The sequence below is a fragment of the Aeromonas sp. HMWF014 genome (assembly GCF_963878295.1).
Lineage (GTDB): Bacteria > Pseudomonadota > Gammaproteobacteria > Enterobacterales > Aeromonadaceae > Aeromonas > Aeromonas popoffii.
On the sequence record NZ_CAWNYS010000053.1, the window covers coordinates 1 to 24482 of the forward strand.

26 protein-coding genes are annotated in these 24482 nt (G+C 57.7%); 3 read left to right on the forward strand and 23 right to left on the reverse strand.

What is annotated here, in order from left to right; all coding sequences use genetic code 11:
• The 3 genes from blrB to creD form a co-directional block, all read left to right on the forward strand.
• Window positions 1-1208, forward strand: a 1208-nt coding sequence (blrB, locus tag AAC083_RS01940) for a beta-lactam sensor histidine kinase BlrB (RefSeq protein WP_108535715.1), incomplete at its 5' end; no start/stop codon positions are given.
• Window positions 1209-1285: 77 nt separating this feature from the next.
• Window positions 1286-2080 carry a class D beta-lactamase gene (gene blaOXA / locus AAC083_RS01945; RefSeq protein WP_108535716.1) on the forward strand — a complete coding sequence of 265 codons (795 nt, stop codon included), beginning with the start codon at window positions 1286-1288 and terminating at the stop codon, window positions 2078-2080.
• A 118-nt stretch (window positions 2081-2198) separates the two neighbouring features.
• Window positions 2199-3590 carry a cell envelope integrity protein CreD gene (creD, locus tag AAC083_RS01950; protein ID WP_108535717.1) on the forward strand — a complete coding sequence of 464 codons (1392 nt, stop codon included), beginning with the start codon at window positions 2199-2201 and terminating at the stop codon, window positions 3588-3590.
• Window positions 3591-3641: 51 nt separating this feature from the next.
• On the opposite strand, the gene glmU is transcribed toward creD, so the two are convergent.
• The 23 genes from glmU to AAC083_RS02065 form a co-directional block, all read right to left on the reverse strand.
• Complete coding sequence (glmU, locus tag AAC083_RS01955; RefSeq protein WP_108535718.1) at window positions 3642-5003, reverse strand: bifunctional UDP-N-acetylglucosamine diphosphorylase/glucosamine-1-phosphate N-acetyltransferase GlmU; 1362 nt, start codon at window positions 5001-5003, stop codon at window positions 3642-3644.
• Window positions 5004-5097: 94 nt separating this feature from the next.
• Complete coding sequence (locus AAC083_RS01960) at window positions 5098-5526, reverse strand: F0F1 ATP synthase subunit epsilon (RefSeq protein ID WP_042037169.1); 429 nt, start codon at window positions 5524-5526, stop codon at window positions 5098-5100.
• Window positions 5527-5544: 18 nt separating this feature from the next.
• A complete protein-coding gene (atpD, locus tag AAC083_RS01965; protein ID WP_042037168.1) occupies window positions 5545-6933 on the reverse strand; it encodes a F0F1 ATP synthase subunit beta in 1389 nt (462 codons plus the stop codon).
• Between the two features lie 33 nt (window positions 6934-6966).
• Window positions 6967-7833, reverse strand: coding sequence for a F0F1 ATP synthase subunit gamma (gene atpG / locus AAC083_RS01970; RefSeq protein ID WP_042037167.1), 867 nt, complete (start codon window positions 7831-7833; stop codon window positions 6967-6969).
• A 43-nt stretch (window positions 7834-7876) separates the two neighbouring features.
• Complete coding sequence (gene atpA / locus AAC083_RS01975) at window positions 7877-9418, reverse strand: F0F1 ATP synthase subunit alpha (protein WP_042037166.1); 1542 nt, start codon at window positions 9416-9418, stop codon at window positions 7877-7879.
• A gap of 15 nt (window positions 9419-9433) precedes the next feature.
• The gene (gene atpH / locus AAC083_RS01980) at window positions 9434-9967 is read right to left on the reverse strand and encodes a F0F1 ATP synthase subunit delta (protein WP_042037165.1); all 534 of its coding nucleotides are present in this window, start codon (window positions 9965-9967) and stop codon (window positions 9434-9436) included.
• Between the two features lie 13 nt (window positions 9968-9980).
• The gene (atpF, locus tag AAC083_RS01985) at window positions 9981-10451 is read right to left on the reverse strand and encodes a F0F1 ATP synthase subunit B (RefSeq protein WP_042037194.1); all 471 of its coding nucleotides are present in this window, start codon (window positions 10449-10451) and stop codon (window positions 9981-9983) included.
• 57 nt (window positions 10452-10508) lie between these two features.
• Entirely contained in the window at window positions 10509-10736 is a 228-nt protein-coding gene (gene atpE, locus AAC083_RS01990; RefSeq protein WP_375134736.1) for a F0F1 ATP synthase subunit C, read from the reverse strand.
• A gap of 39 nt (window positions 10737-10775) precedes the next feature.
• Window positions 10776-11555 (reverse strand): F0F1 ATP synthase subunit A, encoded by a 780-nt coding sequence (gene atpB / locus AAC083_RS01995; RefSeq protein WP_042037163.1) that lies wholly within the window; start codon window positions 11553-11555, stop codon window positions 10776-10778.
• Between the two features lie 8 nt (window positions 11556-11563).
• Window positions 11564-11971 (reverse strand): ATP synthase subunit I, encoded by a 408-nt coding sequence (locus AAC083_RS02000; protein WP_042037162.1) that lies wholly within the window; start codon window positions 11969-11971, stop codon window positions 11564-11566.
• Window positions 11972-12161: 190 nt separating this feature from the next.
• A complete protein-coding gene (locus AAC083_RS02005) occupies window positions 12162-13070 on the reverse strand; it encodes a ParB/RepB/Spo0J family partition protein (RefSeq protein ID WP_042037161.1) in 909 nt (302 codons plus the stop codon).
• Complete coding sequence (locus AAC083_RS02010; protein ID WP_042037160.1) at window positions 13067-13870, reverse strand: ParA family protein; 804 nt, start codon at window positions 13868-13870, stop codon at window positions 13067-13069. The genes AAC083_RS02005 and AAC083_RS02010 overlap by 4 nt, the downstream gene beginning before the upstream one ends.
• A 26-nt stretch (window positions 13871-13896) precedes the next feature.
• Complete coding sequence (gene rsmG / locus AAC083_RS02015; protein WP_108535733.1) at window positions 13897-14523, reverse strand: 16S rRNA (guanine(527)-N(7))-methyltransferase RsmG; 627 nt, start codon at window positions 14521-14523, stop codon at window positions 13897-13899.
• A 21-nt stretch (window positions 14524-14544) separates the two neighbouring features.
• On the reverse strand, window positions 14545-16434 hold the full coding sequence (mnmG, locus tag AAC083_RS02020; protein WP_108535719.1) for a tRNA uridine-5-carboxymethylaminomethyl(34) synthesis enzyme MnmG: 1890 nt from the start codon (window positions 16432-16434) through the stop codon (window positions 14545-14547).
• A 509-nt stretch (window positions 16435-16943) separates the two neighbouring features.
• On the reverse strand, window positions 16944-17393 hold the full coding sequence (gene mioC, locus AAC083_RS02025) for an FMN-binding protein MioC (protein WP_108535720.1): 450 nt from the start codon (window positions 17391-17393) through the stop codon (window positions 16944-16946).
• Window positions 17394-17934: 541 nt separating this feature from the next.
• Window positions 17935-19296, reverse strand: a complete 1362-nt coding sequence (gene mnmE, locus AAC083_RS02030) for a tRNA uridine-5-carboxymethylaminomethyl(34) synthesis GTPase MnmE (protein WP_042037154.1) — start codon at window positions 19294-19296, stop codon at window positions 17935-17937.
• Window positions 19297-19395: 99 nt separating this feature from the next.
• Window positions 19396-21042: a membrane protein insertase YidC gene (gene yidC, locus AAC083_RS02035; RefSeq protein ID WP_108535721.1), complete on the reverse strand. Its 1647-nt coding sequence runs from the start codon at window positions 21040-21042 to the stop codon at window positions 19396-19398.
• Between the two features lie 5 nt (window positions 21043-21047).
• Window positions 21048-21296 carry a membrane protein insertion efficiency factor YidD gene (yidD, locus tag AAC083_RS02040; RefSeq protein WP_010635605.1) on the reverse strand — a complete coding sequence of 83 codons (249 nt, stop codon included), beginning with the start codon at window positions 21294-21296 and terminating at the stop codon, window positions 21048-21050.
• Window positions 21263-21622, reverse strand: coding sequence for a ribonuclease P protein component (gene rnpA / locus AAC083_RS02045; protein ID WP_042037151.1), 360 nt, complete (start codon window positions 21620-21622; stop codon window positions 21263-21265). The genes yidD and rnpA overlap by 34 nt, the downstream gene beginning before the upstream one ends.
• Window positions 21622-21756, reverse strand: a complete 135-nt coding sequence (gene rpmH, locus AAC083_RS02050) for a 50S ribosomal protein L34 (protein ID WP_005307156.1) — start codon at window positions 21754-21756, stop codon at window positions 21622-21624. The genes rnpA and rpmH overlap by 1 nt, the downstream gene beginning before the upstream one ends.
• 270 nt (window positions 21757-22026) lie before the next feature.
• Entirely contained in the window at window positions 22027-22761 is a 735-nt protein-coding gene (locus AAC083_RS02055; RefSeq protein ID WP_108535722.1) for an amino acid ABC transporter ATP-binding protein, read from the reverse strand.
• 12 nt (window positions 22762-22773) lie between these two features.
• The gene (locus AAC083_RS02060; RefSeq protein ID WP_108535723.1) at window positions 22774-23442 is read right to left on the reverse strand and encodes an amino acid ABC transporter permease; all 669 of its coding nucleotides are present in this window, start codon (window positions 23440-23442) and stop codon (window positions 22774-22776) included.
• Window positions 23443-24201 (reverse strand): amino acid ABC transporter substrate-binding protein, encoded by a 759-nt coding sequence (locus tag AAC083_RS02065; RefSeq protein WP_108535724.1) that lies wholly within the window; start codon window positions 24199-24201, stop codon window positions 23443-23445.
• Between the last annotated feature and the right edge of the window lie 281 nt (window positions 24202-24482).

Below are 24482 nucleotides of genomic sequence, written 5' to 3' on the forward strand. Positions count from 1 at the left end.
CCCGCCTCAACCAGAGTCCCATCAATGCCCTGATCGACGGCCACCTCAAACAGCAGACAGAGTACCGCATCTACGTAGTCGACCGCTGGGGCAAGGTGGTTTACGACTCGGACGGGATGGATCTGGGCAAGGACTACTCACGCTGGAACGATGTCTATCGCACCCTGCGCGGTGAATACGGAGCCCGCAGCACCCGCAGCGACCCCGACGATCCCGCCAGTTCCGTGATGCACGTAGCCGCGCCGCTGCGGGAAGGGGACGATATCCTGGGATCCCTCACGGTCGCCAAGCCCAACCGCACTTTGTTGCCCATGATAGAGCGCAGCGAGCACCAGCTGTTGCAGGGGGCGGCCCTGCTGCTGTTCATCTCGCTGCTGATCGGCGCCCTGCTGGTGTGGTGGCTCAACCGCGCCATCGGCAAGCTGGTGCACTACGCCGATGCGGTCAGCCACAACCAGCCGGCCAGCCTGCCACCGCTCTACAGCCCAGAGCTGGACCGGCTTGGCCGATCTCTGGAGACCATGCGCCGCCAGCTGGATGGCAAGGCCTATATCGAAGCCTATGTGCACAGCCTGACCCACGAGCTCAAAAGCCCGCTGGCCGCCATTCGCGGGGCAGGGGAGTTGCTGGTGGAAGCGCCGCCACCCGAGGTGGCGCGGCGCTTTATCGGCAACATCAATCTGGAGACGGCCCGCATGCAGCAGCTGATAGAACGTATGCTGCAACTGGCCAAACTGGAGTCGGGGCAGGGGTTGGATCGCCAGGCCACCGACCCCGCCAGGCTAGGGAGACGGGCGCTCGATGCCCGCCAGATCATCGCACAGCGCCGCCAGGTGACGCTGGTGGCCGAACTCGGCGAGGCCCAGAAGCAGAAGTGGGACTCGCTGCTGGTGGAGCAGGCCCTCGGCAACCTGCTGGACAACGCCCTCGACTTCTCACCCGCTGGCAGCACGATCAGATTGACCGGCGAGATGCACGCCGACGGTTACGGCTTTCGGGTACGGGATCAGGGGCCCGGCATTCCGGACTATGCCCTGCCACGTATCTTCGAGCGTTTCTACTCCCTGCCCAGGCCTGATAAGGGCAAGAGCAGCGGCCTGGGGCTCAGCTTTGCCTCCGAGGTGGCTCGCCAACACGGCGGCCACCTGAGCCTAGGCAACCAGCCCGATGGCGGTGTGCTGGCCGAGCTCTGGCTGCCCACCGGCTGACTCTTCACACTGGCCACATAAAGCGGCGTCATACTCGCTCCTCCCGGCCCTTAGCCCCATTTGCCCAAGGAGACCCCATGTCCCGCACTCTGTTACCCGGCCTGCTCGCTGCAGGCCTGCTATTCTCGCTGCCGACCAGCGCCGCCTCCGGCTGCCTGCTGTTTGCCGATGGCAGCGGCAAGCCCATCAGCAGCCAGGGGGATTGCTCCAGCCAGCTGACTCCCGCCTCCACCTTCAAGATCCCGCTGGCACTGATGGGGTATGACAGCGGCTTCCTGGTGGATGAAACGCTGCCGGCCCTGCCGTTCAAACCCGGCGACGATGACTGGCTGCCCGCCTGGCGCGAGACCACAACCCCGAGCCGCTGGCTCACCTACTCTGTGGTCTGGTACTCCCAGCGCCTCACCGAGTGGCTGGGGATGGAGCGCTTTCAGCAGTACGTCGATCGCTTCGACTACGGCAACCGGGATCTCTCGGGCAACCCCGGCAAGCACGACGGTCTGACCCAGGCCTGGCTCAGCTCCAGCCTCGCCATCAGCCCCCAGGAGCAGGCTCGCTTCCTCGGCAAGCTGGTGAGCGGCAAGCTGCCGGTCTCCGCCCAGACCCTGCAGCACACGGCCAATATCCTGCGTCAGCCCGATATTGACGGCTGGCAGATCCACGGCAAGACCGGCATGGGCTACCCCAAGCTGCTGGATGGCAGCCTCAACCGGGATCAGCAGATCGGCTGGTTTGTCGGCTGGGCCAGCAAGCCGGGCAAGCAGCTCATCTTCGTCCACACAGTAGTGCAAAAACCCGGCAAGCAATTCGCCTCGCTCAAGGCGAAGGAAGCTGTATTTGCCGCCCTGCCCGAACAGCTGAAGAGGCTGTGATGCCAATACCGGTGCAAGGCGCCGGTTTTTTTATCCCCCTTCACCCCCACTTCACACAAGCCCATCTCCCCTTCACTTCGCGCTGACAGACTCGTTCCATCCAACAAGGAGACGTGTCATGGTCAAACAGATATTCACCCACAAGATCTTTCTGCTGCTGTTGCTCAGCCTGCTGCTAATGGTGCCGGTACAATCCATCATGGAGCTGAACCGGGAGCGTCAGGCTTACCGCAGTCAGGCCATTCACAGCATCATGGCCAGCAGCAGTGGTCCGCAGCGGCTGATGGGGCCGGTTGTGGTGCAGCCTTACACCCGCATTGTCACAGTGGAACAGGATGGCAAGCGCTTCGAACGCAAGCAGCAGATCTACCGCTACCTGCTGCCGGAGCAACTGGAGGTGCGGGCCAACATGGATGTCACCCCCCGCAAGCTCGGCATCTATCAGGCTCAGGTCTATCACGCCCAGCTCTCCCTCTCCGGACGCCTGCCCACCGGGCTGAACAGCAAGGCCCCGATAAGCGGCGAGCCAGAACTGAGCGTCGATGGCACCGATCCGGCGCTGGTGGCGGGGACACCCTATCTGAGCCTGGTGCTGTCCGATGCCCGCGGCATCAACCGCGTGCCGGAGCTGCAATTGGGTGAACAGAGCATCCCGTTTGCCCCCGGCGCCCTGTTGGGTGACGGGCTGGCCGGCATCCATGCGCCGCTCGCCGCGCTACCGGGGGAGGGCGGTACTTTTCATATCGAGCTGGATCTGCAGGGGATGAATGAGCTGGAAGTGGTGCCCCTCGGCCAGGACAGCAAGCTCAACCTCGCCAGCAACTGGCCCCACCCCAACTTCATCGGCGACTTTCTGCCGGGCAGCCGCACCCTCACCGCCCAGGGGTTCGACACCAGCTGGCAGAGCAGCTGGTTTGCCACCGACATGGAGAGCCGTTTCAATCGCATGATGCAGGGAGGGGAGGAGCCGCTGCCCGCCTTCAGCGTCAGCCTGGTGCAGCCGGTGGATCACTATCAGCTCAACGAGCGGGCGGCCAAATATGCCCTGCTGTTTATCGGCCTCACCTTTATCAGCTTCTTCATGTTCGAGCTGCTCAAGGGGCTGCGGGTCCACCCAATCCAGTACGCGCTGGTGGGCATGGGGCTGGCCATCTTCTATTTGGTATTGCTGGCGCTGACCGAGCACCTCGGCTTTGGCTGGGCCTATCTGGTCGCCGCACTGGCCAGCGTGCTGCTCAACGGCTTTTACCTCAGCCATGTGCTGGGTGGCCCGAAACAGGGGATCGGCTTTGCGGCGCTGCTCGGGCTGGTCTACGCCATCCTGTTCGGTCTGCTGCAAGCACAGGAGATTGCTTTGCTGCTCGGCGCCCTGCTGCTGTTCGCCATACTGGCGCTGATCATGGTGCTGACCCGCAAGCTCGACTGGTATCAGGTGATGGACTACAACGCCCCCGTCACCACATGGGCTGCGCCCCAGCCATCGACCAGTGACACCAACCATCAGCCATAAGCCAAAAAAACCGGCGCCATCAGGCGCCGGTTGCATTTTATTGATCGGGCATCACTTCTTCTTGACCGGGCGTGCCCAGTTCTTGATGTGACGCTGGGGCACCCGGGTGATCACCAGCTCGTTCTCGGCTACATCCTTGGTGATGGTGGAGCCCGCCCCCAGAGTCGCGCCCTTGCCGATGCGCACCGGCGCCACCAGCTGGGTATCGGAACCCACGAACACATCATCCTCTATGATGGTCTGGAACTTGTTCACGCCGTCGTAGTTGCAGGTGATGGTACCGGCACCGATATTCACCTTGGCCCCCACCTCGGCATCTCCCAGATAGGTGAGATGACCACACTTGGAACCGACCCCGAGACGGGATTTCTTCATCTCGACAAAGTTGCCAACGTGCGCATCCTGCTCCAGCACGGCCCCCGGTCGCAGACGGGCAAACGGACCGACCGAGCACTGATCGGCAATCTGGGCACCTTCGATGACGGAGTAGGGCTTCACCTCGGTGTGGTCGCCAATGACGCAGTCCTTCAACACGGCACCGGCACCGATACGCACGTGATTACCGAGCGTCACCTTACCCTCAATGATGACGTTGACGTCGATCACCACCTCTTCACCGATCTCGAGCGACCCGCGCAGATCGAAGCGAGCCGGGTCGATCAGGGTAGCACCGGCGATCATCAGCTGCTCGGCCTGCATCTTCTGGTAGCTGCGCTCCAACTGTGCCAGCTGAACCCGGTTGTTGGCCCCTTCCACTTCCATGGCGCTGTCCGGATGGACGGCAGCGATGGGGCAACCATCGGCATGGGCCATGGCGATCACGTCGGTCAGGTAAAGTTCGCCCTGGGCATTATTGTTATCCAGGCGCGACAACCAGCCACGCAAGTCGGCGCCGTTGGCCACCAGCACGCCGGTGTTCACTTCACGGATGGTCAGCTGCTCGGCATTGGCATCCTTCTGCTCGACGATGCCGACCACCTGACCGTTGGCGCGCACTATGCGGCCGTAACCGGTCGGGTTGTCCAGCACCACAGTCAGCAGCGCCATGCCGTTGTCAGCCTTGGCGGCCAGCAGCCGTTGCAGGGTCTCCGGCTGGATCAGCGGGGTATCGCCGTACAGCACCAGCACGTCATCTTCATCTTTCCAGAACGGGATTGCCTGGGCAACGGCATGGCCGGTACCCAGTTGCTGCGCCTGCAGTACCCAGTTCAGGTCGGGCGCAAGGATCCGCTCCTTCAACAGCTCGGCACCGTGGCCATAGACCAGATGCAGTTGCTCGGCACCCACCTTGCGGGCGGTGTCAATCACATGGGAAACCATGGGTTTATTGGCTACCGGGTGCAGCACCTTGGGCAGGACTGAGCGCATGCGGGTACCTTTACCCGCCGCCAGGATCACGACATTGAGGGACATAACTCGACCTTTGGAACATGAATAAATACTCGGCGGAGTCTATCCAACGAGTAAAAAAAAAGCGACCCGAAGGTCGCTTTTTGCATCACCGTTATTAGCGGTAATTCTTTTTGACGATATCGATAACCCGCAATTGGGCCATCGCCTTGGCCAGCTCGGTGGCGGCCTGGGCGTAGTCGATATCACCATGGGAGCTGTGGATCCGCTCTTCGGCTGCGCGCTTGGCTTCCTGGGCTTTCGCCTCATCCAAGTCGTCAGCACGAATCGCGGTGTCCGCCAGCACGGTCACGGATTCGGGTTGCACTTCCAGCATGCCGCCGGAAATATACAACACCTCTTCGCTACCATTTTGCTTGATCAAGCGGACCAGGCCCGGCTTGATGGCAGTCAGCAACGGAGCATGACCGTGACGGAGACCCAGCTCACCTTCGGAGCCTGATACCTGAGCAGATTGCACCCGACCGGAAAAAAGTTTCCCTTCGGCGCTCACCACATCCAGGTGAAAGGAGATCATCTCAGCCATGGGCCCTCCTATCGAGGCTTACAGTTTCTTGGATTTCTCGACGACTTCGTCGATGCTGCCAACCATGTAAAACGCCTGCTCAGGCAGATCGTCGTACTCGCCTTTCAGGATGCCCTGGAAACCACGGATGGTCTCTTTCAGCGGCACGTATTTACCCGGAGAACCGGTAAACACTTCTGCCACGAAGAACGGCTGGGACAGGAAACGCTCGATCTTACGGGCACGGGCTACGGTCAGTTTGTCTTCTTCTGACAGTTCATCCATACCCAGGATGGCGATGATGTCCTTCAGCTCTTTGTAGCGCTGCAGTACGGTCTGTACACCACGAGCGGTCTCGTAGTGCTCCTTGCCTACCACCAGCGGATCCAGCTGACGGGAGGTGGAGTCCAGCGGGTCAACGGCCGGGTAGATACCCAGTGCCGCGATCTGACGGGACAGAACGACGGTGGCGTCCAGGTGGGCGAAGGTGGTCGCCGGAGACGGGTCGGTCAAGTCATCCGCAGGCACGTAAACGGCCTGGACTGAGGTGATGGAACCGGTCCGGGTGGAGGTGATGCGCTCTTGCAGAACACCCATCTCCTCGGCCAGGGTCGGCTGGTAACCTACTGCAGACGGCATACGGCCAAGCAGTGCGGATACTTCGGTACCGGCCAGGGTATAACGGTAGATGTTGTCCACGAAGAACAGCACGTCACGACCTTCGTCACGGAACTTCTCGGCCATGGTCAGGCCGGTCAGCGCCACGCGCAGACGGTTTCCGGGCGGCTCGTTCATCTGACCGTAAACCAGAGATACTTTGTCCAGTACGTTGGACTCCATCATCTCGTGGTAGAAGTCGTTACCCTCACGGGTACGCTCACCCACACCGGCGAACACAGAGTAACCACTGTGTTCGATGGCGATGTTACGGATCAGCTCCATCATGTTGACGGTCTTGCCGACACCGGCACCACCGAACAGACCGACTTTACCACCCTTGGCGAACGGGCATACCAGGTCGATAACCTTGATGCCGGTCTCCAGCAGGTCGTTGCTGTTGGACTGATCTTCGTAGCTGGGGGCCGCGCGGTGGATGGACCAACGCTCTTCTTCACCGATCGGACCTTTTTCGTCGATCGGATCGCCCAGTACGTTCATGATCCGACCCAGAGTCGATACACCGACCGGCACCTGAATGGATTTACCGCTATTCATTACTTCCAACCCACGACGCAGACCGTCGGAGGAGCCCATGGTGATGCAACGAACGACGCCGCCGCCGATCTGTTGCTGCACTTCCAGCACCAGACCCAAGCCTTGACCTTCGCTGACGACCTTCAGTGCATCGTACACCTGGGGCACGGCATTCTGCGGGAACTCGATGTCCACCACAGCGCCGATGATTTGGACGATGAAACCGTTACTCATGTCAAATCCTCTAAACCTTTGATAACCCTTGCCTTACACCGCAGCAGCACCGGATACGATCTCTGTCAGCTCCTGGGTAATACTGGCCTGACGGGCCTTGTTGTATACCAGTTGCAGATCGTTAATCAGGTTACCGGCGTTGTCAGTCGCGGCTTGCATGGCAACCATTCGGGCTGCCTGTTCACTTGCCAAGTTTTCTACCACCCCCTGGTACACCTGGGATTCGACGTAGCGAATCAACAGGGTATCCAGCAGTTGCTTGGGATCCGGCTCATAGAGGTAATCCCAGGGTTGCTGCTTGGCGAGCTTGCTGTCTTCAGTTACGGGCAAAGGCAGCAGTTGATCGACTCGTGGTTGCTGCACCATGGTGTTGACGAACTTGTTGTACACCAGGTACAGCTTGTCAATCTCACCGTTGTCGTAAGCCTTCAGCATGACTTTGACTGAACCAATCAGGTCATTGACGCTCGGGTTGTCACCCAGTCCTGCGACATGAGCTTTCACCTTGGCGCCGTGCCGTTCAAAGAAGTTGGAGGCCTTGTTGCCGATCAATGCCAGGTCAACCTTGGCACCTTTCGCGCTCCATTGCTTCATATCATTGAGGGCAGCCTTGAACAGGTTAATGTTCAAACCGCCACACAGGCCACGGTCGGTGGAGACGACGATGTAACCCACTCGCTTGACCTCACGTTCCATGAGGTAGGGGTGCTTGTATTCCAAGTTCCCCTGGGCGATATGGCCGATCACCTTGCGCATGGTTTGAGCGTACGGACGGCTGGCAGACATGCGTTCCTGCGCACGGCGCATCTTGCTTGCTGCCACCATCTCCATAGCGCCGGTGATCTTCTGAGTGTTTTTCACACTCCCGATCTTGTTACGTATCTCTTTTGCGCCGGCCATCTCTTACTCTCCATCAGGTGGCAGCTCGCGCTGCCACACACGCTTACCAGGTCTGGGTTGCCTTGAAGTCATCCAGCAACGCAGTCAGCTTGCCAACGATCGCGTCGTTGTAGTCTGCTTTGGCATTGATTTCAGCCATCAGCGAACCATGCTGGGTATTGGCGTAAGAGAGCAGAGCGGCTTCGAAGTCGACGATCTTGTTCAGCTCGACATCGGAGAGATAGCCTTTCTCGGCGGCGAACAGCACCAGCGACTGCTGGGCCACGCTCATCGGAGAGTACTGTTTCTGCTTCATCAGCTCGGTCACTTTCTGACCATGGTCCAGCTGCTTGCGAGTCGCCTCGTCCAGATCGGAAGAGAACTGGGCAAATGCCGCCAGCTCGCGATACTGGGCCAGTGCGGTACGGATACCACCGGACAGCTTCTTGACGATCTTGGTCTGAGCGGCACCGCCCACACGGGATACGGAGATACCCGGGTCAACCGCCGGACGAATACCGGAGTTAAACAGCTGTGACGTCAGGAAGATCTGACCATCGGTGATGGAAATCACGTTGGTCGGTACGAATGCAGACACGTCACCGGCCTGGGTTTCGATGATCGGCAATGCGGTCAAAGAACCGGTCTGGCCTTTCACTTCACCCTTGGTGAACTTCTCTACGTACTCGGCGTTGACGCGAGCAGCACGCTCAAGCAGACGGGAGTGCAGATAGAAAACGTCACCCGGGTAAGCTTCACGTCCTGGCGGACGGCGCAGCAGCAGGGAGATCTGGCGATAAGCTACGGCCTGCTTGGACAGGTCATCATAGATGATCAGCGCGTCTTCACCGCGGTCACGGAAGTACTCACCCATGGAGCAACCGGCATACGGAGCCAGGTACTGCAGGGCCGCCGCTTCGGAGGCAGAGGCAACCACCACTATGGTGTTGGCCAGGGCACCGTGCTCTTCCAGCTTGCGCACCACGTTGGCGATGGTGGAGGCCTTCTGGCCAATCGCAACGTAGACACACTTAATGCCGGAGTCTTTCTGGTTGATGATGGTGTCGATCGCGATGGCGGTCTTGCCCACCTGACGGTCACCGATGATCAGCTCACGCTGGCCACGACCGATGGGGATCATGGCATCGATGGCTTTCAGACCGGTCTGAACCGGCTGGTCAACAGACTTGCGCTCGATAACGCCCGGTGCGATCACTTCGATCGGCGAGAAGCCGTCGTTGTCGACCGGACCTTTACCGTCGATCGGCTGGCCCAGGGTGTTCAGCACCCGGCCCAACAAACCACGACCGACCGGCACTTCCAGAATACGGCCAGTGCCTTTTACTTTCATTCCTTCTGACAGACCGTCATAGGAACCCATGATCACAGCACCGACGGAGTCACGCTCCAGGTTCAATGCCAGAGCGAAGCGGTTGCCCGGCAGCTCGATCATCTCACCTTGCATGGCATCGGCCAGGCCGTGAATACGAATGATACCGTCGCTCACAGAGACGATGGTACCTTCGTTACGCGCTTCGCTTTTGACATCAAACTGCGCGATGCGCTGCTTGATAAGCTCGGCGATTTCAGTGGAATTCAGTTGCATGCTCTAATACCCCAATCAAGATTGCAGCGCGTCAGCCATGCGATCCAGCTTACCGCGGACAGAGCCGTCGATTACCAGATCTCCGGCCGTGATGAGCACCCCGGCCATCAAGGACGCATCCATGCTGCAATTCAGCTTCACTTTGCGCGCGAGACGTTGTTCCAGAGAAGCCTGAATAGCGGCTTTCTGCTGGTCGGTCAGTTCGGTCGCCGAAATCACGTCAGCCTGAACTTCTTTATCCAGTTCAGCCTTGAACGCTACAAATTCAGCAACGACCGCCGGCAGCACACCCAAGCGACCATTCTCGGCCATCACCCGGATAAGGTTCTGGCCATGCTCGTCGAGTTGCTCACCGCAGACGCCCACAAACAGGTTTGCAAGCTCTTCGGCAGCCACAGAGCCGTGTACCAGTGAGTGAATAGTCCCGTTCTCCGCTACTTGTGCAGCGAAGCCGAGCATCCCCAGCCACTGGTCAACCGCCTTGTGCTCAACGGCAAACTCGAAAGCAGCCTTGGCGTAGGGGCGAGCGATTGTAGTCAGTTCAGACATAGCCCCGTTCCCGTTACAGTTCTGCTACCAGTTTGTCGACGATGTCGCTGTTGGCAGCCTGGTCGATGTGACGCGCCAGGATCTTCTCTGCACCAGCAATGGCAAGAGCAGCAACCTGCTTACGCAGTTCTTCTTTGGCACGATGACGTTCAGCTTCGAGCTCGGCTCGGCCCTGAGCCAGGATTTTTTCCCGCTCAGTCTGGGCTCCGACAGCAGCATCATCAATGATCTGGGCTTTACGTTTGTTAGCCTGCTCAATGATTTCTGCAGCCTGAAGCTTGGCTTCTTTCAGCTGATCGGTGGCGTTGGCCTTGGCCAAATCCAGATCTTTCTTGGCACGCTCTGCGGAAGAGAGGCCATCAGCAATTTTTTTCTGACGAGCCTCGATGGCAGCCATCAGGGGCGGCCATACAAACTTCATGCAGCACCAGACAAAAATGATGAAAGCAATTGTCTGACCGAGGAGGGTGGCATTGATACTCACAACCAAGACCTCTCTATATGAAATTTAAAAAGAAAGTGATAACAACAGCATCACTTATCAGGCTGCAACCCCGAAAATCAGGTACAGAGCCATACCGACCACAATCATCGGGATTGCATCGACCAGACCCATTACGATGAAGAAGTTGGTACGCAGGATAGGCATCAGGTCAGGCTGACGCGCAGCGCCTTCCAGAAACTTGCCACCCAGCAGAGCGATACCGATAGCGGCACCGACAGCGGCCATACCCAGCATGATTGCAGCGGCAAAGTAAATCATTTCCATCTTTATATTCTCCAAACAGAGCGAGTAAACGTAACAGGATTAATGGTCTTCACTGGCCATCGACAAATAGACAATGGTCAACACCATGAAGATAAAGGCTTGCAGAGTAATTACCAGAATGTGGAACAGTGCCCAAGGCACGCTAAGCAGCCATTGGGACCACCACGGTAGCAGACCAGCGATCAGGATAAATACCAGTTCACCGGCATACATGTTACCAAACAGACGCAAACCCTGAGAAACGGGTTTGGACAGCAGGGTAACCAACTCCAACGCAATGTTAACAGGGATAAATGCCCAGTGATTGAAAGGGCTGAGGGTCAACTCTTTCACAAAGCCCGAGACACCTTTCATCTTGATACTGTAAATGATGATTAAGGCGAAGACTCCCAGAGCCATGGACATAGTGATGTTAACATCGGCGGAAGGAACTACTCGCAAGTTGGGGACGCCCAGCAATTGTGCTGTGTAGGGCAGGTAGTCAACCGGGATGAGGTCCATCAGGTTCATCAGGAAAACCCAGATGAACACGGTCAGTGCCAGCGGAGCGATCAGCTTGCTCTTACCGTGGAAGATACCCTTGACAGTGTCATCCACAAACTCGACAACCATTTCTACAAAACACTGAAGCTTGTCTGGCACACCGCTGGTCGCCGTCACGGCCACCTTGCGGAATATCCAGATAAACAGAGCGCCGAGGATAACGGAAAATATCATGGAGTCGATATTTACCGTCCAGAACCCCGAACCCACTTGCAGATGGTGCAGGTGGTGGGAGATGTATCCCTGAGTAGTCAGGGCTTCTCCGGTTGCAGCCATGAGTTTTCCTAGTAGCGGTTATTGAGAACGATCGTTATGACCCATTGGAAAAACAGGGATAGCGAATAGGTGACATAAAGGGGGAGATGTTCCACCTCGACGTACAGGAGTACAGTCACGAAGAGTGCGACTGTACTTACCAGCTTGATCCCTGCTCCAACACAAAAATCCCACAACACCCAGCCCGCACTCCCGGGGCCAAGCTTCCGGCTCAACGTAAAGAGACTGAACAGGAGTTGTGGAATCAGATATACACCTCCCCCATAGAGGGACGCGTATCCAGCAGGAATGCCTCTCAGGTGAACCCAAACGGCACTCACAACCAAGATCAGGGTAAGTTGGCAAGCAAGTATAGCCAAGGCCAGTGTCAAACCTTTCCAGGCTAATTTTTGCTCCACCAAATGCCCCCTGAACATTACAGAACTGTAAAAATCGACATGTTGACACACACGAAATGACAGCCCAAAAAGCCGGTCAAATTATACCCTTGAAGGCGGTGATTGCAATATGACAAAAACCCTTAATTTTTGCGGCTTTCCGTACAGAATCAAGGTTACGTTCATATCAAAAGGAATAGATGTTTTATTACTACAAAAAGCGTAAAAATCACGTTTCTGACAGGCCAAAATAGCCCAATACCCGGTCCAAACCGGCTAAGTTCTCGTAACTTATTACTAACTTGCCGCTATCCTGCTTCCCCGGCTGAAGCTGTACCTGATTACCAATTTTTTCTGAAATCTGGCGCTCCAGGTAACCAAACTGCGGATCACGGACAGGTTCAACCTTGGCTTTTGCCGGTTCGAGTGTTTTTTGAACCAGCTTCTCGGTATCTCGCACTGTCAGCCCCTTCTGGGCGACCAGCTTGGCCAGTTCGGACTGGGCCTGGCCACTCAACGCCAACAGGGCGCGGGCATGACCCATATCGAGATCACCGTGCTCGACGAAACGCTTGACGTCATCGTTGAGCTGATTGAGACGCAACAGGTTGGTGACCGTGGTGCGGGACTTGCCTACCGCCTCGGCCACCTGCTGGTGGGTCAGCTCGAATTCGGTCAGCAGCCGCTGCAGGGCGACCGCCTCTTCGATGGCATTGAGATCTTCACGCTGGATGTTCTCAATCAGCGCGATAGCGACGGCAGCCTCGTCGGGCACATCCTTGACGATGCAGGGCACTACATCGAGCCGGGCCAGCTGGGAGGCACGCCAACGTCGCTCGCCGGCGATGATTTCAAAGGATTGCTCGCCAAGGGGGCGCACCACGATCGGCTGGATCACCCCTTGGGCGCGGATGGAATTGGCCAGATCTTCCAGTGCATCCTGCGACATGTCCTTGCGTGGCTGGTACTTGCCGGACTGTAACCACTCCACCGGCAGCCTGCGCAGCTCACCCTGATTGGTGGGGGCCATAGCCTGCTCGGTACGCTGGTCGCTCATCACCTGTTTCTGGCGCGCGGCAGTGCTGGTGCTGAGCAGGGCGTCCAGCCCCTTGCCCAGTCCACGTTTTTTCGGCGTCATATGCTCTCTCGGTCTGCGATGGTCACCTGACGCTCCTGCTCCTGGCGGCGCAGCATCTCGCCCGCCAGCGCCAGATAGGCCTTGGCACCCACCGATGATTTGTCATAGTGCATGGCCGGAGCACCGAAGCTCGGTGCCTCCGCCAGTCTTACGTTGCGGGGGATGATGGTGCGATAGACCTTGTCCCCGAAATGCTGTTTCAGCTGATCGGACACATCATTGGCCAGCCGGTTGCGGTGATCGAACATGGTGCGCAGCACCCCTTCGATCTTCAGCTCCGGATTGACCACGGCTGCCAGCTTGCTGATGGTGTCGACCAGGGCGGTAAGCCCTTCCAGTGCATAGTATTCGCACTGCATGGGCACCAGCACGGAATCGGCGGCGGCCATGGCGTTCACGGTCAGCATGTTGAGAGAAGGCGGGCAGTCGATGAAGATGTAATCGTATTTGTCCCGTACCGAGGCCAACGCATTGCGCAGGCGGATCTCGCGGGCAAAGAATTCCATCAGGCGGATTTCGGCCGCAGTCACGTCGGCGTTGGCGGCGATGAGGTGATAGCCCCCCGAGGTTTCGGGGATGATCACCTCGCCAATGGGGGCGTCTTCGATCAGCAGCTCATAGGCAGTCCGTTCGACTTCGTACTTGTCGACACCGCTGCCCATGGTGGCATTGCCCTGCGGATCCAGATCGATCACCAGCACCTTGCGCCGGGTAGCGGCCAGGGAGGCGGCCAGATTCACACAGGTGGTGGTTTTACCCACTCCACCCTTCTGGTTGGCTATGGCGATGACTTTTCCCACACTATCCCCTAAATGAAACTGCGACCCTATTCGGGCTGGACATGTTTAAATTCCAGCAGATGACGTTCGCCTTCCAATTCCGGCACCACCAGTTGATGGGAGGCGACCAGACGTATGTTGGCAGGCAGTTGAGCCAGCTCGGGCCCGGGGTATTGCCCCTTGAGCGCCAGGAAGCTGCCCTGGGCCGACGGCAGATGATGACACCAGGTCAGCATGTCCTCCAGCGAGGCAAAGGCCCGACTCAGTACACCATCAAACCCGACGTCGGGTTGATACTCTTCAACACGGGATTTGACGGGTGTCACATTGGTCAAGCCCAGCTCCTGGATCACCTGGCGGATGAAGTTGATCCGCTTGCCCAGACTGTCCAACAGCACGAACTGCTTGTCCGGATTGATGATGGCCAGCGGCAAGCCAGGCAGCCCGGGACCGGTCCCCACATCGATGAAACGTTCACCGTGCAGGTGAGGGCTCACCACCAGACTGTCGAGGATATGCTTGACCAGCATGGCGTCCGGATCACGCACCGAGGTGAGATTGTAAGCCTTGTTCCACTTGTGCAGCAACTCGACAAGCTGAACCAACTGGGTCTTTTGGGTGTCGGTGATAACAATACCGGCCTGCATAAGCAGGCCGTTCAATCTTTCCAGCATGTTTTCCAACGGTAAGAATCCTCAGGCGGTTTTGCGCAGCAGGCCGTGTTTTTTCAGGTGAACCAGCAGGATGGAGATGGCAGCCGGGGTGATGCCGGAGATACGGGAAGCCTGACCTATGGTCTGCGGCCTGGCATCGCTCAGCTTGGCGATCACCTCGTTGGAGAGACCGTTGACGTCGCGGTAGTTCATGTCCAGCGGCAAGAGGGTGTTCTCGTTGCGCAGCTGTTTCTCCACCTCGTCGTGCTGACGTTCGATGTAACCGGCGTACTTGATCTGGATCTCCACCTGATCGGCGGCGGCGCGATCGCTCAGTGCCGGCCCCACCCCCTCGATGGCCATCAGCGCATCGTAGGTCACTTCGGGACGACGCAGCAACTCTTCCAGACTCTGCTCGCGGGTCAGCGGGGCATTGACCAGGGCGTTGACTGCCTCCAGCGACGGATGTTGCGGGTGGATCCAGGTCGAACGCATGCGCTGTTGCTCCAGCTCCACCTGTTCCATCTTGACGTTGAACTTGCCCCAGCGCTCGTCATCCACCAGACCCAGCTCGCGGCCGATGGCGGTCAGACGCAGGTCAGCGTTGTCTTCCCGCAGCAGCAGGCGATATTCAGCGCGGCTGGTGAACATGCGGTAGGGCTCGCGGGTCCCCAGGGTGGAGAGATCGTCCATCATCACGCCCATGTAGGCCTGATCTCTGCGCGGATGCCAGGGATCCTTGTCCTGGGCACGCAGACCGGCGTTCAAACCGGCCATCAGGCCCTGGGCCGCAGCCTCTTCGTAACCCGTGGTGCCGTTGATCTGGCCAGCGAAAAACAGGTTGCCGATGCACTTGCTCTCCATGTTGGCCTTGAGATCCCGTGGATCGAAGAAGTCATATTCGATGGCATAGCCGGGGCGGGTGATATGGGCATTTTCGAAACCACGAATGGAACGCACTATCTGCACCTGCACGTCGAATGGCAGGCTGGTGGAGATCCCGTTCGGATAGAGTTCGTGGGTGGTCAGGCCTTCCGGCTCGACAAAAATCTGGTGCGCCGTCTTGTCCGCGAAGCGGGTGATCTTGTCTTCGATCGACGGGCAGTAGCGCGGGCCTATCCCTTCGATCACCCCGGCGTACATGGGGCTGCGATCCAGATTGTTGCGGATCACATCGTGGGTACGCTCGTTGGTGTGAGTGACGTAGCAGGGCACCTGACGGGGGTGCTGGCTGGCGTCGCCGATAAACGAGAAGACGGGGCGCGGATCATCGCCGTACTGGGCCTGCATGACGGAGATATCAACGCTACGGGCATCGATCCGCGGCGGTGTACCCGTCTTGAGACGATCGATGCGCAGCGGCATCTCGCGCAGCCGTTGAGCCAAGGCGATCGAGGGAGGATCCCCGGCGCGGCCGCCCTTGTAGTTTTCCATCCCGATGTGGATCAAGCCATTCAGGAAGGTGCCTACGGTCAGCACCACCGTCTTGCCGCTGATGCGGATCCCGCTCTGGGTGACCACACCAGCAACACGATCCCCGTCCATGATCAGATCATCACAGGCTTGCTGGAAGATCTTCAGGTTCGGGTAGTTCTCCAGCATCTGACGTACGACGGCTTTGTAGAGCAGTCGATCCGCTTGAGCACGGGTGGCTCGTACCGCGGGCCCCTTGGAGGAGTTCAGAGTACGGAACTGGATCCCGCCAAGATCGACGGCTCGCGCCATGATCCCGCCGAGGGCGTCAACTTCCTTGACCAGGTGTCCCTTGCCGATCCCGCCGATCGCCGGATTACAGGACATGTGTCCCAACGTATCGATATTGTGGGTCAACAACAGGGTATTCAGACCCATACGGGCTGCCGCTGTTGCTGCTTCGGTTCCTGCATGACCGCCACCGACGACGATCACATCAAATTGTTCATGGTATTGCATTGGGGATCACCTTGATCTGCACGTCTGAAGATCGTTGTTTGCCTGGGCTCAGGGGCGGAACATTCTATCTGTTTCGCGCCCTGAGGGGAACGTCTACTTAACGGTCAGTATGGAGGGAGGATCCACTTAATAGATCTTAAGGATCTTTAGATCGATCTTTTATTGGATCTTTTATTAGGATCCACCATTTCTGTTGATAAGCGCTTTTTGATCATAAAGATCATCTGGTTAAAGGTGATCTCAGCTTGTGGAAAAGCTTGGATCCTGACCCCGTGAACAGGGGGATAACCAGTGCTTTTATACACAGGAGGCTAGCGGGCTGGATCTCATACATGGATAACTATAGGTTTTGCAGAGCTTTACACGGTAGTTATACACATTACCCCCGGTCGTTGTGGGTAAACATGTAGAACAAGTTGTCAGGATCAATCTGTTAATAACCTGGTGGATAGCGATCGGGGGATAAACGGGGAGATCAAGGCTTTTCTGCAGGATCTCCCTGGCCCTGATCAGGCGATCAACGGCATCCAGCTCTGGATCCAGGCTTCGGCGGCATCTTCCGGGATCTCGTATTGGGTGACATCGATGTCGAGACGATCCCCGATCCGGCTGGCGCCGCACTCTGCCAGTAGCCGATCCAGCGTCTTGCCACCCTGGCAAAAGGTGTCATAGCTGCTGTCGCCGAGGGCGATCACGCCATATTTCAAGGCATTAAGATCCGGATGCTGCTCGGCAAGATCCTTGGCGAAGGGTTGCAGGTTGTCGGGTATGTCACCGGCACCGTGGGTGGAAGTGATCACCAGCAGGATGGCGTCCGGCTCGGCGAGCACCTCGACCAGCTTGGCCGGATTGTGGATCTCGGCCTGATGGCCCGCTTGTTCCAGCAGATGGGCGACGTGGTCTGCGACATATTCGGCGGCGCCCAGCATGGAGCCGACGACGAGATTGAGTTTGGCCATGGAATGGATCCTGAAAAATGCGGAACCCGGATTCTACCGCCAAAGGGTGTGGATAAATATGGATAAAGCTTGGGGATAATGGATCCAGCCAGATAATGCCGCCGGATCAATCCCGGCGATCTTTCTGCAGCCTCTCTGAATTTCTTCCTAAATAGTAGTTACCTTACGAGTCCCTTTTCTGTTGTGGCGCGTGCACTATTGCTGAAATCAGGTTTATGGTTTGGCTTTTACATGGGTTGTTTTATGTACAAACAGTGCCTCTGCTGTTCATTGTCTTCGATCATCCATGCGGCCGAGCTGGCATCAGACAACCCCGTTTGGCTGATTAAAGGCGTGCTGATTGCTCCATCGTAGGCCGTTTGTGCTCATGGTATCAGCCAGCAGATCCTCTTTCCGCAGGCGGTGTCGGTCGGGTTGGTTTCCGCCCTGTTAGGGGGCGCTTACTTCATGTGGTGTCTGCGCCGCTTCTCGGTTTTAGGATGAAAAACGCACAAAAAAAGCCCGGGAAGAACCCGGGCTTTTTACTGTTTGCCGTACCGACTTATTTGCCGATGCAGAAACTGGAGAAGATGCGACCCAGCAGATCGTCGGAGCTGAACTCGCCGGTGATCTCCGAGAGTGACTCCTGCGCCAGCCGCAGCTCTTCGGCCACCAGCTCACCGGCGACATAGATTTCCAACTGATCCTTGGCCACCAGCAACCGTTCGGCGGCGCGCTCCAGCGCATCCAGGTGGCGGCGGCGGGCCATGAAGCCCCCCTCTGTGTTGCCCTGGAAGCCCATGCAGGCTTTCAGGTGCTCGCGCAGGGCGGGCAGCCCCAGCTCTGTCTTGGCGGAGATGCGGTAGACGGCGTGACCTAGCTCATTGCGAGGGGCCAGATCCTCGCCGGTCAGGTCGGCCTTGTTGCGCACCACAGTGAGGCCGATGTTTTTTGGCAACCGATCAACAAATTCCGGCCAGATCTCTCGCGGGTCGATAGCATCGGTCGTTGTGCCATCCACCATAAAGAGCACACGGTCGGCCTGTTCTATCTCGGCCCAGGCGCGCTCTATGCCGATCTTTTCCACCTGATCTTGGGTGTCGCGCAGACCGGCGGTATCTATGATGTGCAGCGGCATGCCATCCAGGTGGATGTGCTCGCGCAGCACGTCGCGGGTGGTGCCGGCTATCTCGGTGACGATGGCGGACTCACGCCCTGCCAGGGCATTTAGCAGGCTGGATTTACCTGCGTTGGGCCGACCGGCTATCACTACCTTCATCCCTTCCCGTAGCAGGGCGCCTTGCTTGGCCTCACTGCGCACACCGTCCAGTGACCCCATGATGGCGTAGAGATCGCCAGCCACCTTGCCGTCGGAGAGGAAGTCGATCTCCTCGTCCGGGAAGTCGATGGCGGCTTCGACATAGATGCGCAGCCGGATCAGGCTCTCCACCAGTTGTTGGATTTTGCTGGAGAACTGCCCCTGCAGAGAGTGCATGGCGCTGCGGGCGGCCTGTTCGCTGGAGGCTTCGATCAGATCGGCGATGGCCTCGGCCTGGGCCAGATCCAGCTTGTCGTTCATGAAGGCGCGCTCGCTGAACTCGCCGGGACGGGCAGGGCGCAGCCCCTTTATCTGCAGAATACGGCGCACCAGCATGTCCATGATGACGGGGCCACCGTGACCCTGCAGCTCCAGCACATCCTCGCCGGTGAAGCTGTTGGGGGCCTTGAACAGCAGGGCAATGCCCTGATCCAGCGGTTGGCCTTGCTCATCCTTGAACGGCAGATATTCGGCGTAGCGCACCCGCGGGCGCTTGCCGAGCACTATCTCGGCGACCTGTTCGGCGGCGGGGCCTGAGACCCGGACTATGCCAACGCCGCCACGGCCGGGCGCGGTGGCCTGGGCCACGATCGTATCTGTTGTCATCTTGCTTGGCTCATTTGCTCGGTAATTGGGGGACATTGTAATAAAAAAGGCGGCCCCAAGGCCGCCTCTTTTGTTATCAGGGGGAAGATTAGCTGCGCATCAGTTGCGAGTGTGCAGGCCTTTCTTCTCCAGCTGACGATAGATGATGGTCTGCTGGGTAATGGAGATGAGGTTGCTCACCAACCAGTACAGGGTCAGGCCAGCCGGGAACCAGAGGAACATGAAGGTGAAGATGATCGGCATGAACTGCATCACCTTCTGCTGCATCGGGTCTGTCACCGTGGTCGGGCTCATCTTCTGCAGATACCACATGGAAGCACCCATGAGGATTGGCAGCACGAAGAAGGGGTCCTTCACCGACAGGTCGGTGATCCACAGGATGAATGGCGCATGACGCAGCTCAACAGATTCCATCAGGGCCCAGTAAAGGGCGATGAAGATCGGCATCTGGACCAGGATCGGCAGACAGCCACCCAGCGGGTTGACCTTCTCCTTCTTGTACAGCTCCATCATGCCCTGAGACATCTTCTGGCGATCGTCACCGAAGCGCTCACGCAGTGCGGCCAGCTTGGGCTGCAGCATGCGCATCTTGGCCATGGAGGTGTACTGGGCCTTGGTCAGCGGGAACATGATGCCGCGCACCAGCAGGGTCAGCATGATGATGGCCAGACCCCAGTTCTGGACGAAACCGTGGAACACAGTCAGCAACCAGTGCAGCGGTTGGGCGATGAACCAGAGCCAGCCGTAGTCGACGGTCAGGTCGAGGTGGTTTGCCACCTTGGACATCTCGTCTTGCAGCTTGGGACCCACCCACAGCGTGCTGGTCACTTCGGCCTGCTCGCCTGCAGCCACGTCTACCAGCGGCGCCTTGAAGCCGATGATGGCCTGGTCTTTACCAGGGATCACGCGGCTGTAGAAGCTGTTGATATCGTCGGCATTCGGTGCCCAGGCAGAGACGAAGTAGTGTTGCAGCATGGCGACCCAACCACCTTTGGTGGTCTTGTTCAGGTCGGCATCCTTCATATCGCTGAAGGTGTACTTCTTGTAGCGGCTATCTTCGCTGGAGAAGGCGCCACCACGGTAAGCACTGGCTACCATGGCGTGACCTTCCTGATCCTTGGGTGTGGTCATGGTCTGCTTCAGCTGACCGTAGAACTGTACCTGGACCGGCTCGGTGGATTTGTTGTCGATCTTGTATTCGACACCAATCGCATAGTCACCACGTTTGAGCACGAACTCTTTGGTGAAGACCACACCTTTGCTGTCGGTCCAGGTCATCGGAACGACGACTTGATCCTGACCATCGGCCAGCTGGTAGCTGGTCTGGGTGGCTTCATAGGTAGGACGACCTTGGACCTGGCTGTCAGGACCGTCGCGACCTACCAGGCCGCTCTGGGCGACATAGAGGCGGTCAGGCTGACTGGTCAGCAGGACGAAGGGTTGATCCTGGCCTTCTTCCTGCTTGTGGGCCAGTAGCTCGGCAGACACTATGTCACCGCCCTGGGTGTCCAGGGTCAGCTTGAGCACGTCGGAGGAGACTGTGATCAGCTTGCGTGCGGCGTTCGTGTTGGTTTGCTCGGAAACCTGAGGAATATCACCGGTCTGACCGGCTTCAGGTACGAAATGTTCGGTTTGGGCCACGGTAGTCGGGGCCAGCTTCGGAGCCTTGTCAGACTCCCACTGTTGCCAGAGCAGAAAGCTCACGAACAGCAAACCGATCAGGATGAGATTGCGTTGTGATTCCATAGTCTTCAGTTTCTTCGCTTTGGTTGCGGAACCGGGTCATAACCACCCTCGGATAAGGGATGGCATTTTAATAGACGTTTGCTGGCTAACCAAACGCCTTTTATGAAACCGTGAAGTCGGATTGCTTCTATCGCAAATTGGGAACAAGTTGGCGTGAAACGGCAGCGCGGCCCGAGCAGAGGGCTAATGATTAGCTGATACAGGCGTATCAGTTTGACAGCTACCCATTGCAACGGCGTGACAGAGTGCGCCATAGCTTTTCCAGTAACTTGAACAGCTCCTCGTTGTCCATCTCTTTGACGCCGCCCTTGGCGATCACGACGATGTCGATAGCGGGCAGGTTGGCTTGATTGAGGCGGAAACTTTCCCGGACCACTCGTTTGACACGATTACGCCAGACGGCACGCTTGAGTGCTTTTTTGGGCACAGCGAGGCCAAGACGGGGATGTTCGAGGGTGTTGGGACAGGCGAGAAGAGTAATTTGCGGAGAAGCGGCCCGGACAGGCTCGGCGAAAACGCGTTTGAAGTGTTCGGGAGTTAACAGACGTAACTCCCGAGAGAAGGTGTGCGGCGTTGGCATTAAACTACCAGACGGGCACGACCCTTGGCACGACGAGCGGCCAGAACTTTACGACCGTTGGCAGTTGCCATGCGGGCGCGGAAACCGTGAGAGCGCTTGCGCTTCAGGTTGGACGGTTGAAAAGTACGTTTCATGATTCGATTCCGTATTTCTGTACAGTTTTGATTGTCACACTTAGCCGACGCGCCAGCTATAGCGTGTGACGACTAGCAAAAGAGGCCGAATTCTAAACAGAGTTCGGCTTTTAGTCAATCCGCCGTTCCCTCTCATCTTGCCCTGACTCATAAGTAAGCAGGAGAAGCTGGCAGGATCCGGAGGATCAAGGGCTCCGGATTATACTGGCAACCCGGGGTTAAACAAGGATCCTCCAATAAAAAAGGCGGCAAGGCCGCCAAAAGAGAGAGCTATTTAAGCACTTTTCGCAAGAATTCCCGGGTGCGGGGATCCTTGGGATCGACCAATATCTGATCCGGCGGGCCCTGTTCCACGATCCGGCCCCCCTCCATGAAGATCACCCGATCGGCAACATCACGAGCAAATTCAATCTCATGGGTCACCACTACCATGGTCTGGTGCTGGCGGGCGAGTTCCTTCATCAACCCAAGTACCTCGTCGACCCACTCGGGATCGAGGGCTGAGGTGGGCTCATCGAACAGAATGACCTTGGAGTGAGCCGCCATGGCGCGGCCGATGCCGACCCGTTGCTGCTGGCCGCCGGAGAGGGACGCCGGGTAGGCATCCTGCTTGTCGGCAAGCCCGATGTCCTTGAGGATGCCGAGGGCTGTGGTGCGAGCCTCAGCCTTCGGCTGCTTCCAGACGGTGATCAGCCCCTCGGCTATGTTGTCCAGCGCCGTTTTGTTGGCGAACAGTGCGTAGTTCTGGAACACGAAGGAGGCACGTTTGCGCAGCTCAATGGCTTGCTGCTCGCTGGCGTTGGCCAGGTCCAGCTGCAGGTCATCGATGGCAAGGGAGCCTGCATCCGGGGTTTCCAGCAGGTTCAGGCAGCGCAGCAGGGTCGATTTGCCGGTCCCGGAGGGACCTATGATGACCACTATCTCCCCCTTCCTGACCTCCAGATCTATGCTGTTGAGCACCTTGTTGCCCTGAAATGCCTTGGAGAGGCCGGTTAATTTGATCATCTCAGACCTCCTTTAATAGGCTCGGTTCAGGTGAACTTCCAGCAGGTGCTGCAAGCGGGTGAAGATGATGACCACCACCCAGTAGACCAGGGCCACCGCCATGAAGCTCTCGAAGAACTTGAAGGAGGAGGAGGCTTCCATCTGCGCCTTGCCCATGATCTCTGCTACGCCCAGGGTGAATGCCAGCGAGGTGCTCTTGATCATGTCGATGAAGTAGTTCATCAGCGACGGCGTTGCTATGCGGGCAGCCTGCGGCAATATGATCCGCTGCATCGCTTGGTAACGGCTCATGCCGATACTGAGAGCCGCTTCCATCTGGCTCTTGTTAATGCCCAGAATGGCGGCGCGGATCGACTCGGCCATGTAGGCGGCGAAGTGCAGGGTCAGTCCGACGATGGCGGCGGTAAAGGCATCCATCCCCACGAAGATGGGGAACAATTGCGGCAGTCCGTAATAGAGCAGGAACAGTTGGACGAGCAGGGGAGTACCTCGAAAGAACGAGATATAGAGCATCGCCAGCCAGTGGATCACGGGGATGCGAAACACCCGTACTATCGCCAGGGTCAGCGACAATACGAGTGCCAAGACGAATCCCCACAGGGCCATTTCCATCGTGGTGCCCAGGTATTTGAGCAGGATGGGGAACAGCCCTAGTGTGTACTCGAGGTCAAATTCCATCATTTATTTGTCGGTGATGTCGGAAGCGAACCATTTCTCGGAGATTTGACGCAGGGTGCCATCTTTGCGCATGGCGGTCAGGGCGTCATCCACCTTCTTCAGCAGCGCCTGCTTCTCCGGGGTATTCAGGAAGGGCAGGGCGTTCTCGATGGTCTCGAACGGTGCGCCGGCCTGTTGCAGCGGCAGCTTGGACTCTTTGATCAGCTGGGCGGTGGAGACGCGGTCCATCACGAAGGCATCGATGCGACCCAGGGCGACATCTTGCTCGAAATTGGAGTCATAGGTGCGGATATCGATCTTCTTGTTCGGGTCGTTCTTGCGCAGCAGCTCTTCGAAGTTGGAGCCAAGGTTGACAGCGACCTTCTTGCCTTCCAGATCCTTGATGCCGTGAATGGTACTGTTGCCCTTGCGGACCACTATCTGGGCGCCGTCATAGACATAGGGCTGGGAGAAGGCGTACTTGGCCTTGCGCTCGTCTGTGATGGTTATCTGGTTGGAGATGGTATCGATGCGGCCGGTATCCAGCATGCCGAACAGGCCGGAGAAGCTGGCGGTCACGAACTCGACTTTATAGCCGGTGCGCTCACTAATCTGGTTCCACATATCCACCTCAAAGCCCTGCAGCTTGTCCTGCTTGACGAAGGTGAACGGGAAATATTTGCCGGACATGCCGACCTTGATGGTTTCCTGGGCGATGGCTTGACCGGACAGGGCTGCCAGCAGAATGGCGGCACCGGAGACCAGCTTGATGGATGATGTCATGGGGATTCCTCTCTCTGTTGTTCTGTATTTTTAGTTGTAATCACTGAATGTGCGCTGATGTTATTGGAATAAAAGCCAAAGAATAAATGATATTTGGTTATATAAAATAACCGGTTCAGGTCTGGATCTTTGGTGTCATCCAGGATGGATCAGGCTGTGGGTAACTTTGGGGATGAAATCAGATCCAGCGGTGCTGGATCCTTGAAAGTCAAGGATCTTATTTGCTGGATCCGCGAGGTGGCAGCTAGAGATCCAGCCGCTAAAAACGTAGAATAGCCGGT

Bases quoted from the DNA above. Each gene is read 5' to 3' on its own strand.
- blaOXA (WP_108535716.1), top strand. From the start codon at position 1,286: ATGTCCCGCACTCTGTTACCCGGCCTGCTCGCTGCAGGCCTGCTATTC.
- creD (WP_108535717.1), top strand. From the start codon at position 2,199: ATGGTCAAACAGATATTCACCCACAAGATCTTTCTGCTGCTGTTGCTC.
- glmU (WP_108535718.1), bottom strand. From the start codon at position 5,003: ATGTCCCTCAATGTCGTGATCCTGGCGGCGGGTAAAGGTACCCGCATG.
- AAC083_RS01960 (WP_042037169.1), bottom strand. From the start codon at position 5,526: ATGGCTGAGATGATCTCCTTTCACCTGGATGTGGTGAGCGCCGAAGGG.
- atpD (WP_042037168.1), bottom strand. From the start codon at position 6,933: ATGAGTAACGGTTTCATCGTCCAAATCATCGGCGCTGTGGTGGACATC.
- atpG (WP_042037167.1), bottom strand. From the start codon at position 7,833: ATGGCCGGCGCAAAAGAGATACGTAACAAGATCGGGAGTGTGAAAAAC.
- atpA (WP_042037166.1), bottom strand. From the start codon at position 9,418: ATGCAACTGAATTCCACTGAAATCGCCGAGCTTATCAAGCAGCGCATC.
- atpH (WP_042037165.1), bottom strand. From the start codon at position 9,967: ATGTCTGAACTGACTACAATCGCTCGCCCCTACGCCAAGGCTGCTTTC.
- atpE (WP_375134736.1), bottom strand. From the start codon at position 10,736: ATGGAAATGATTTACTTTGCCGCTGCAATCATGCTGGGTATGGCCGCT.
- atpB (WP_042037163.1), bottom strand. From the start codon at position 11,555: ATGGCTGCAACCGGAGAAGCCCTGACTACTCAGGGATACATCTCCCAC.
- AAC083_RS02000 (WP_042037162.1), bottom strand. From the start codon at position 11,971: ATGTTCAGGGGGCATTTGGTGGAGCAAAAATTAGCCTGGAAAGGTTTG.
- AAC083_RS02005 (WP_042037161.1), bottom strand. From the start codon at position 13,070: ATGACGCCGAAAAAACGTGGACTGGGCAAGGGGCTGGACGCCCTGCTC.
- rsmG (WP_108535733.1), bottom strand. From the start codon at position 14,523: ATGCTGGAAAGATTGAACGGCCTGCTTATGCAGGCCGGTATTGTTATC.
- mnmG (WP_108535719.1), bottom strand. From the start codon at position 16,434: ATGCAATACCATGAACAATTTGATGTGATCGTCGTCGGTGGCGGTCAT.
- mioC (WP_108535720.1), bottom strand. From the start codon at position 17,393: ATGGCCAAACTCAATCTCGTCGTCGGCTCCATGCTGGGCGCCGCCGAA.
- mnmE (WP_042037154.1), bottom strand. From the start codon at position 19,296: ATGACAACAGATACGATCGTGGCCCAGGCCACCGCGCCCGGCCGTGGC.
- yidC (WP_108535721.1), bottom strand. From the start codon at position 21,042: ATGGAATCACAACGCAATCTCATCCTGATCGGTTTGCTGTTCGTGAGC.
- yidD (WP_010635605.1), bottom strand. From the start codon at position 21,296: ATGGCGCACTCTGTCACGCCGTTGCAATGGGTAGCTGTCAAACTGATA.
- rnpA (WP_042037151.1), bottom strand. From the start codon at position 21,622: ATGCCAACGCCGCACACCTTCTCTCGGGAGTTACGTCTGTTAACTCCC.
- rpmH (WP_005307156.1), bottom strand. From the start codon at position 21,756: ATGAAACGTACTTTTCAACCGTCCAACCTGAAGCGCAAGCGCTCTCAC.
- AAC083_RS02055 (WP_108535722.1), bottom strand. From the start codon at position 22,761: ATGATCAAATTAACCGGCCTCTCCAAGGCATTTCAGGGCAACAAGGTG.
- AAC083_RS02060 (WP_108535723.1), bottom strand. From the start codon at position 23,442: ATGATGGAATTTGACCTCGAGTACACACTAGGGCTGTTCCCCATCCTG.
- AAC083_RS02065 (WP_108535724.1), bottom strand. From the start codon at position 24,201: ATGACATCATCCATCAAGCTGGTCTCCGGTGCCGCCATTCTGCTGGCA.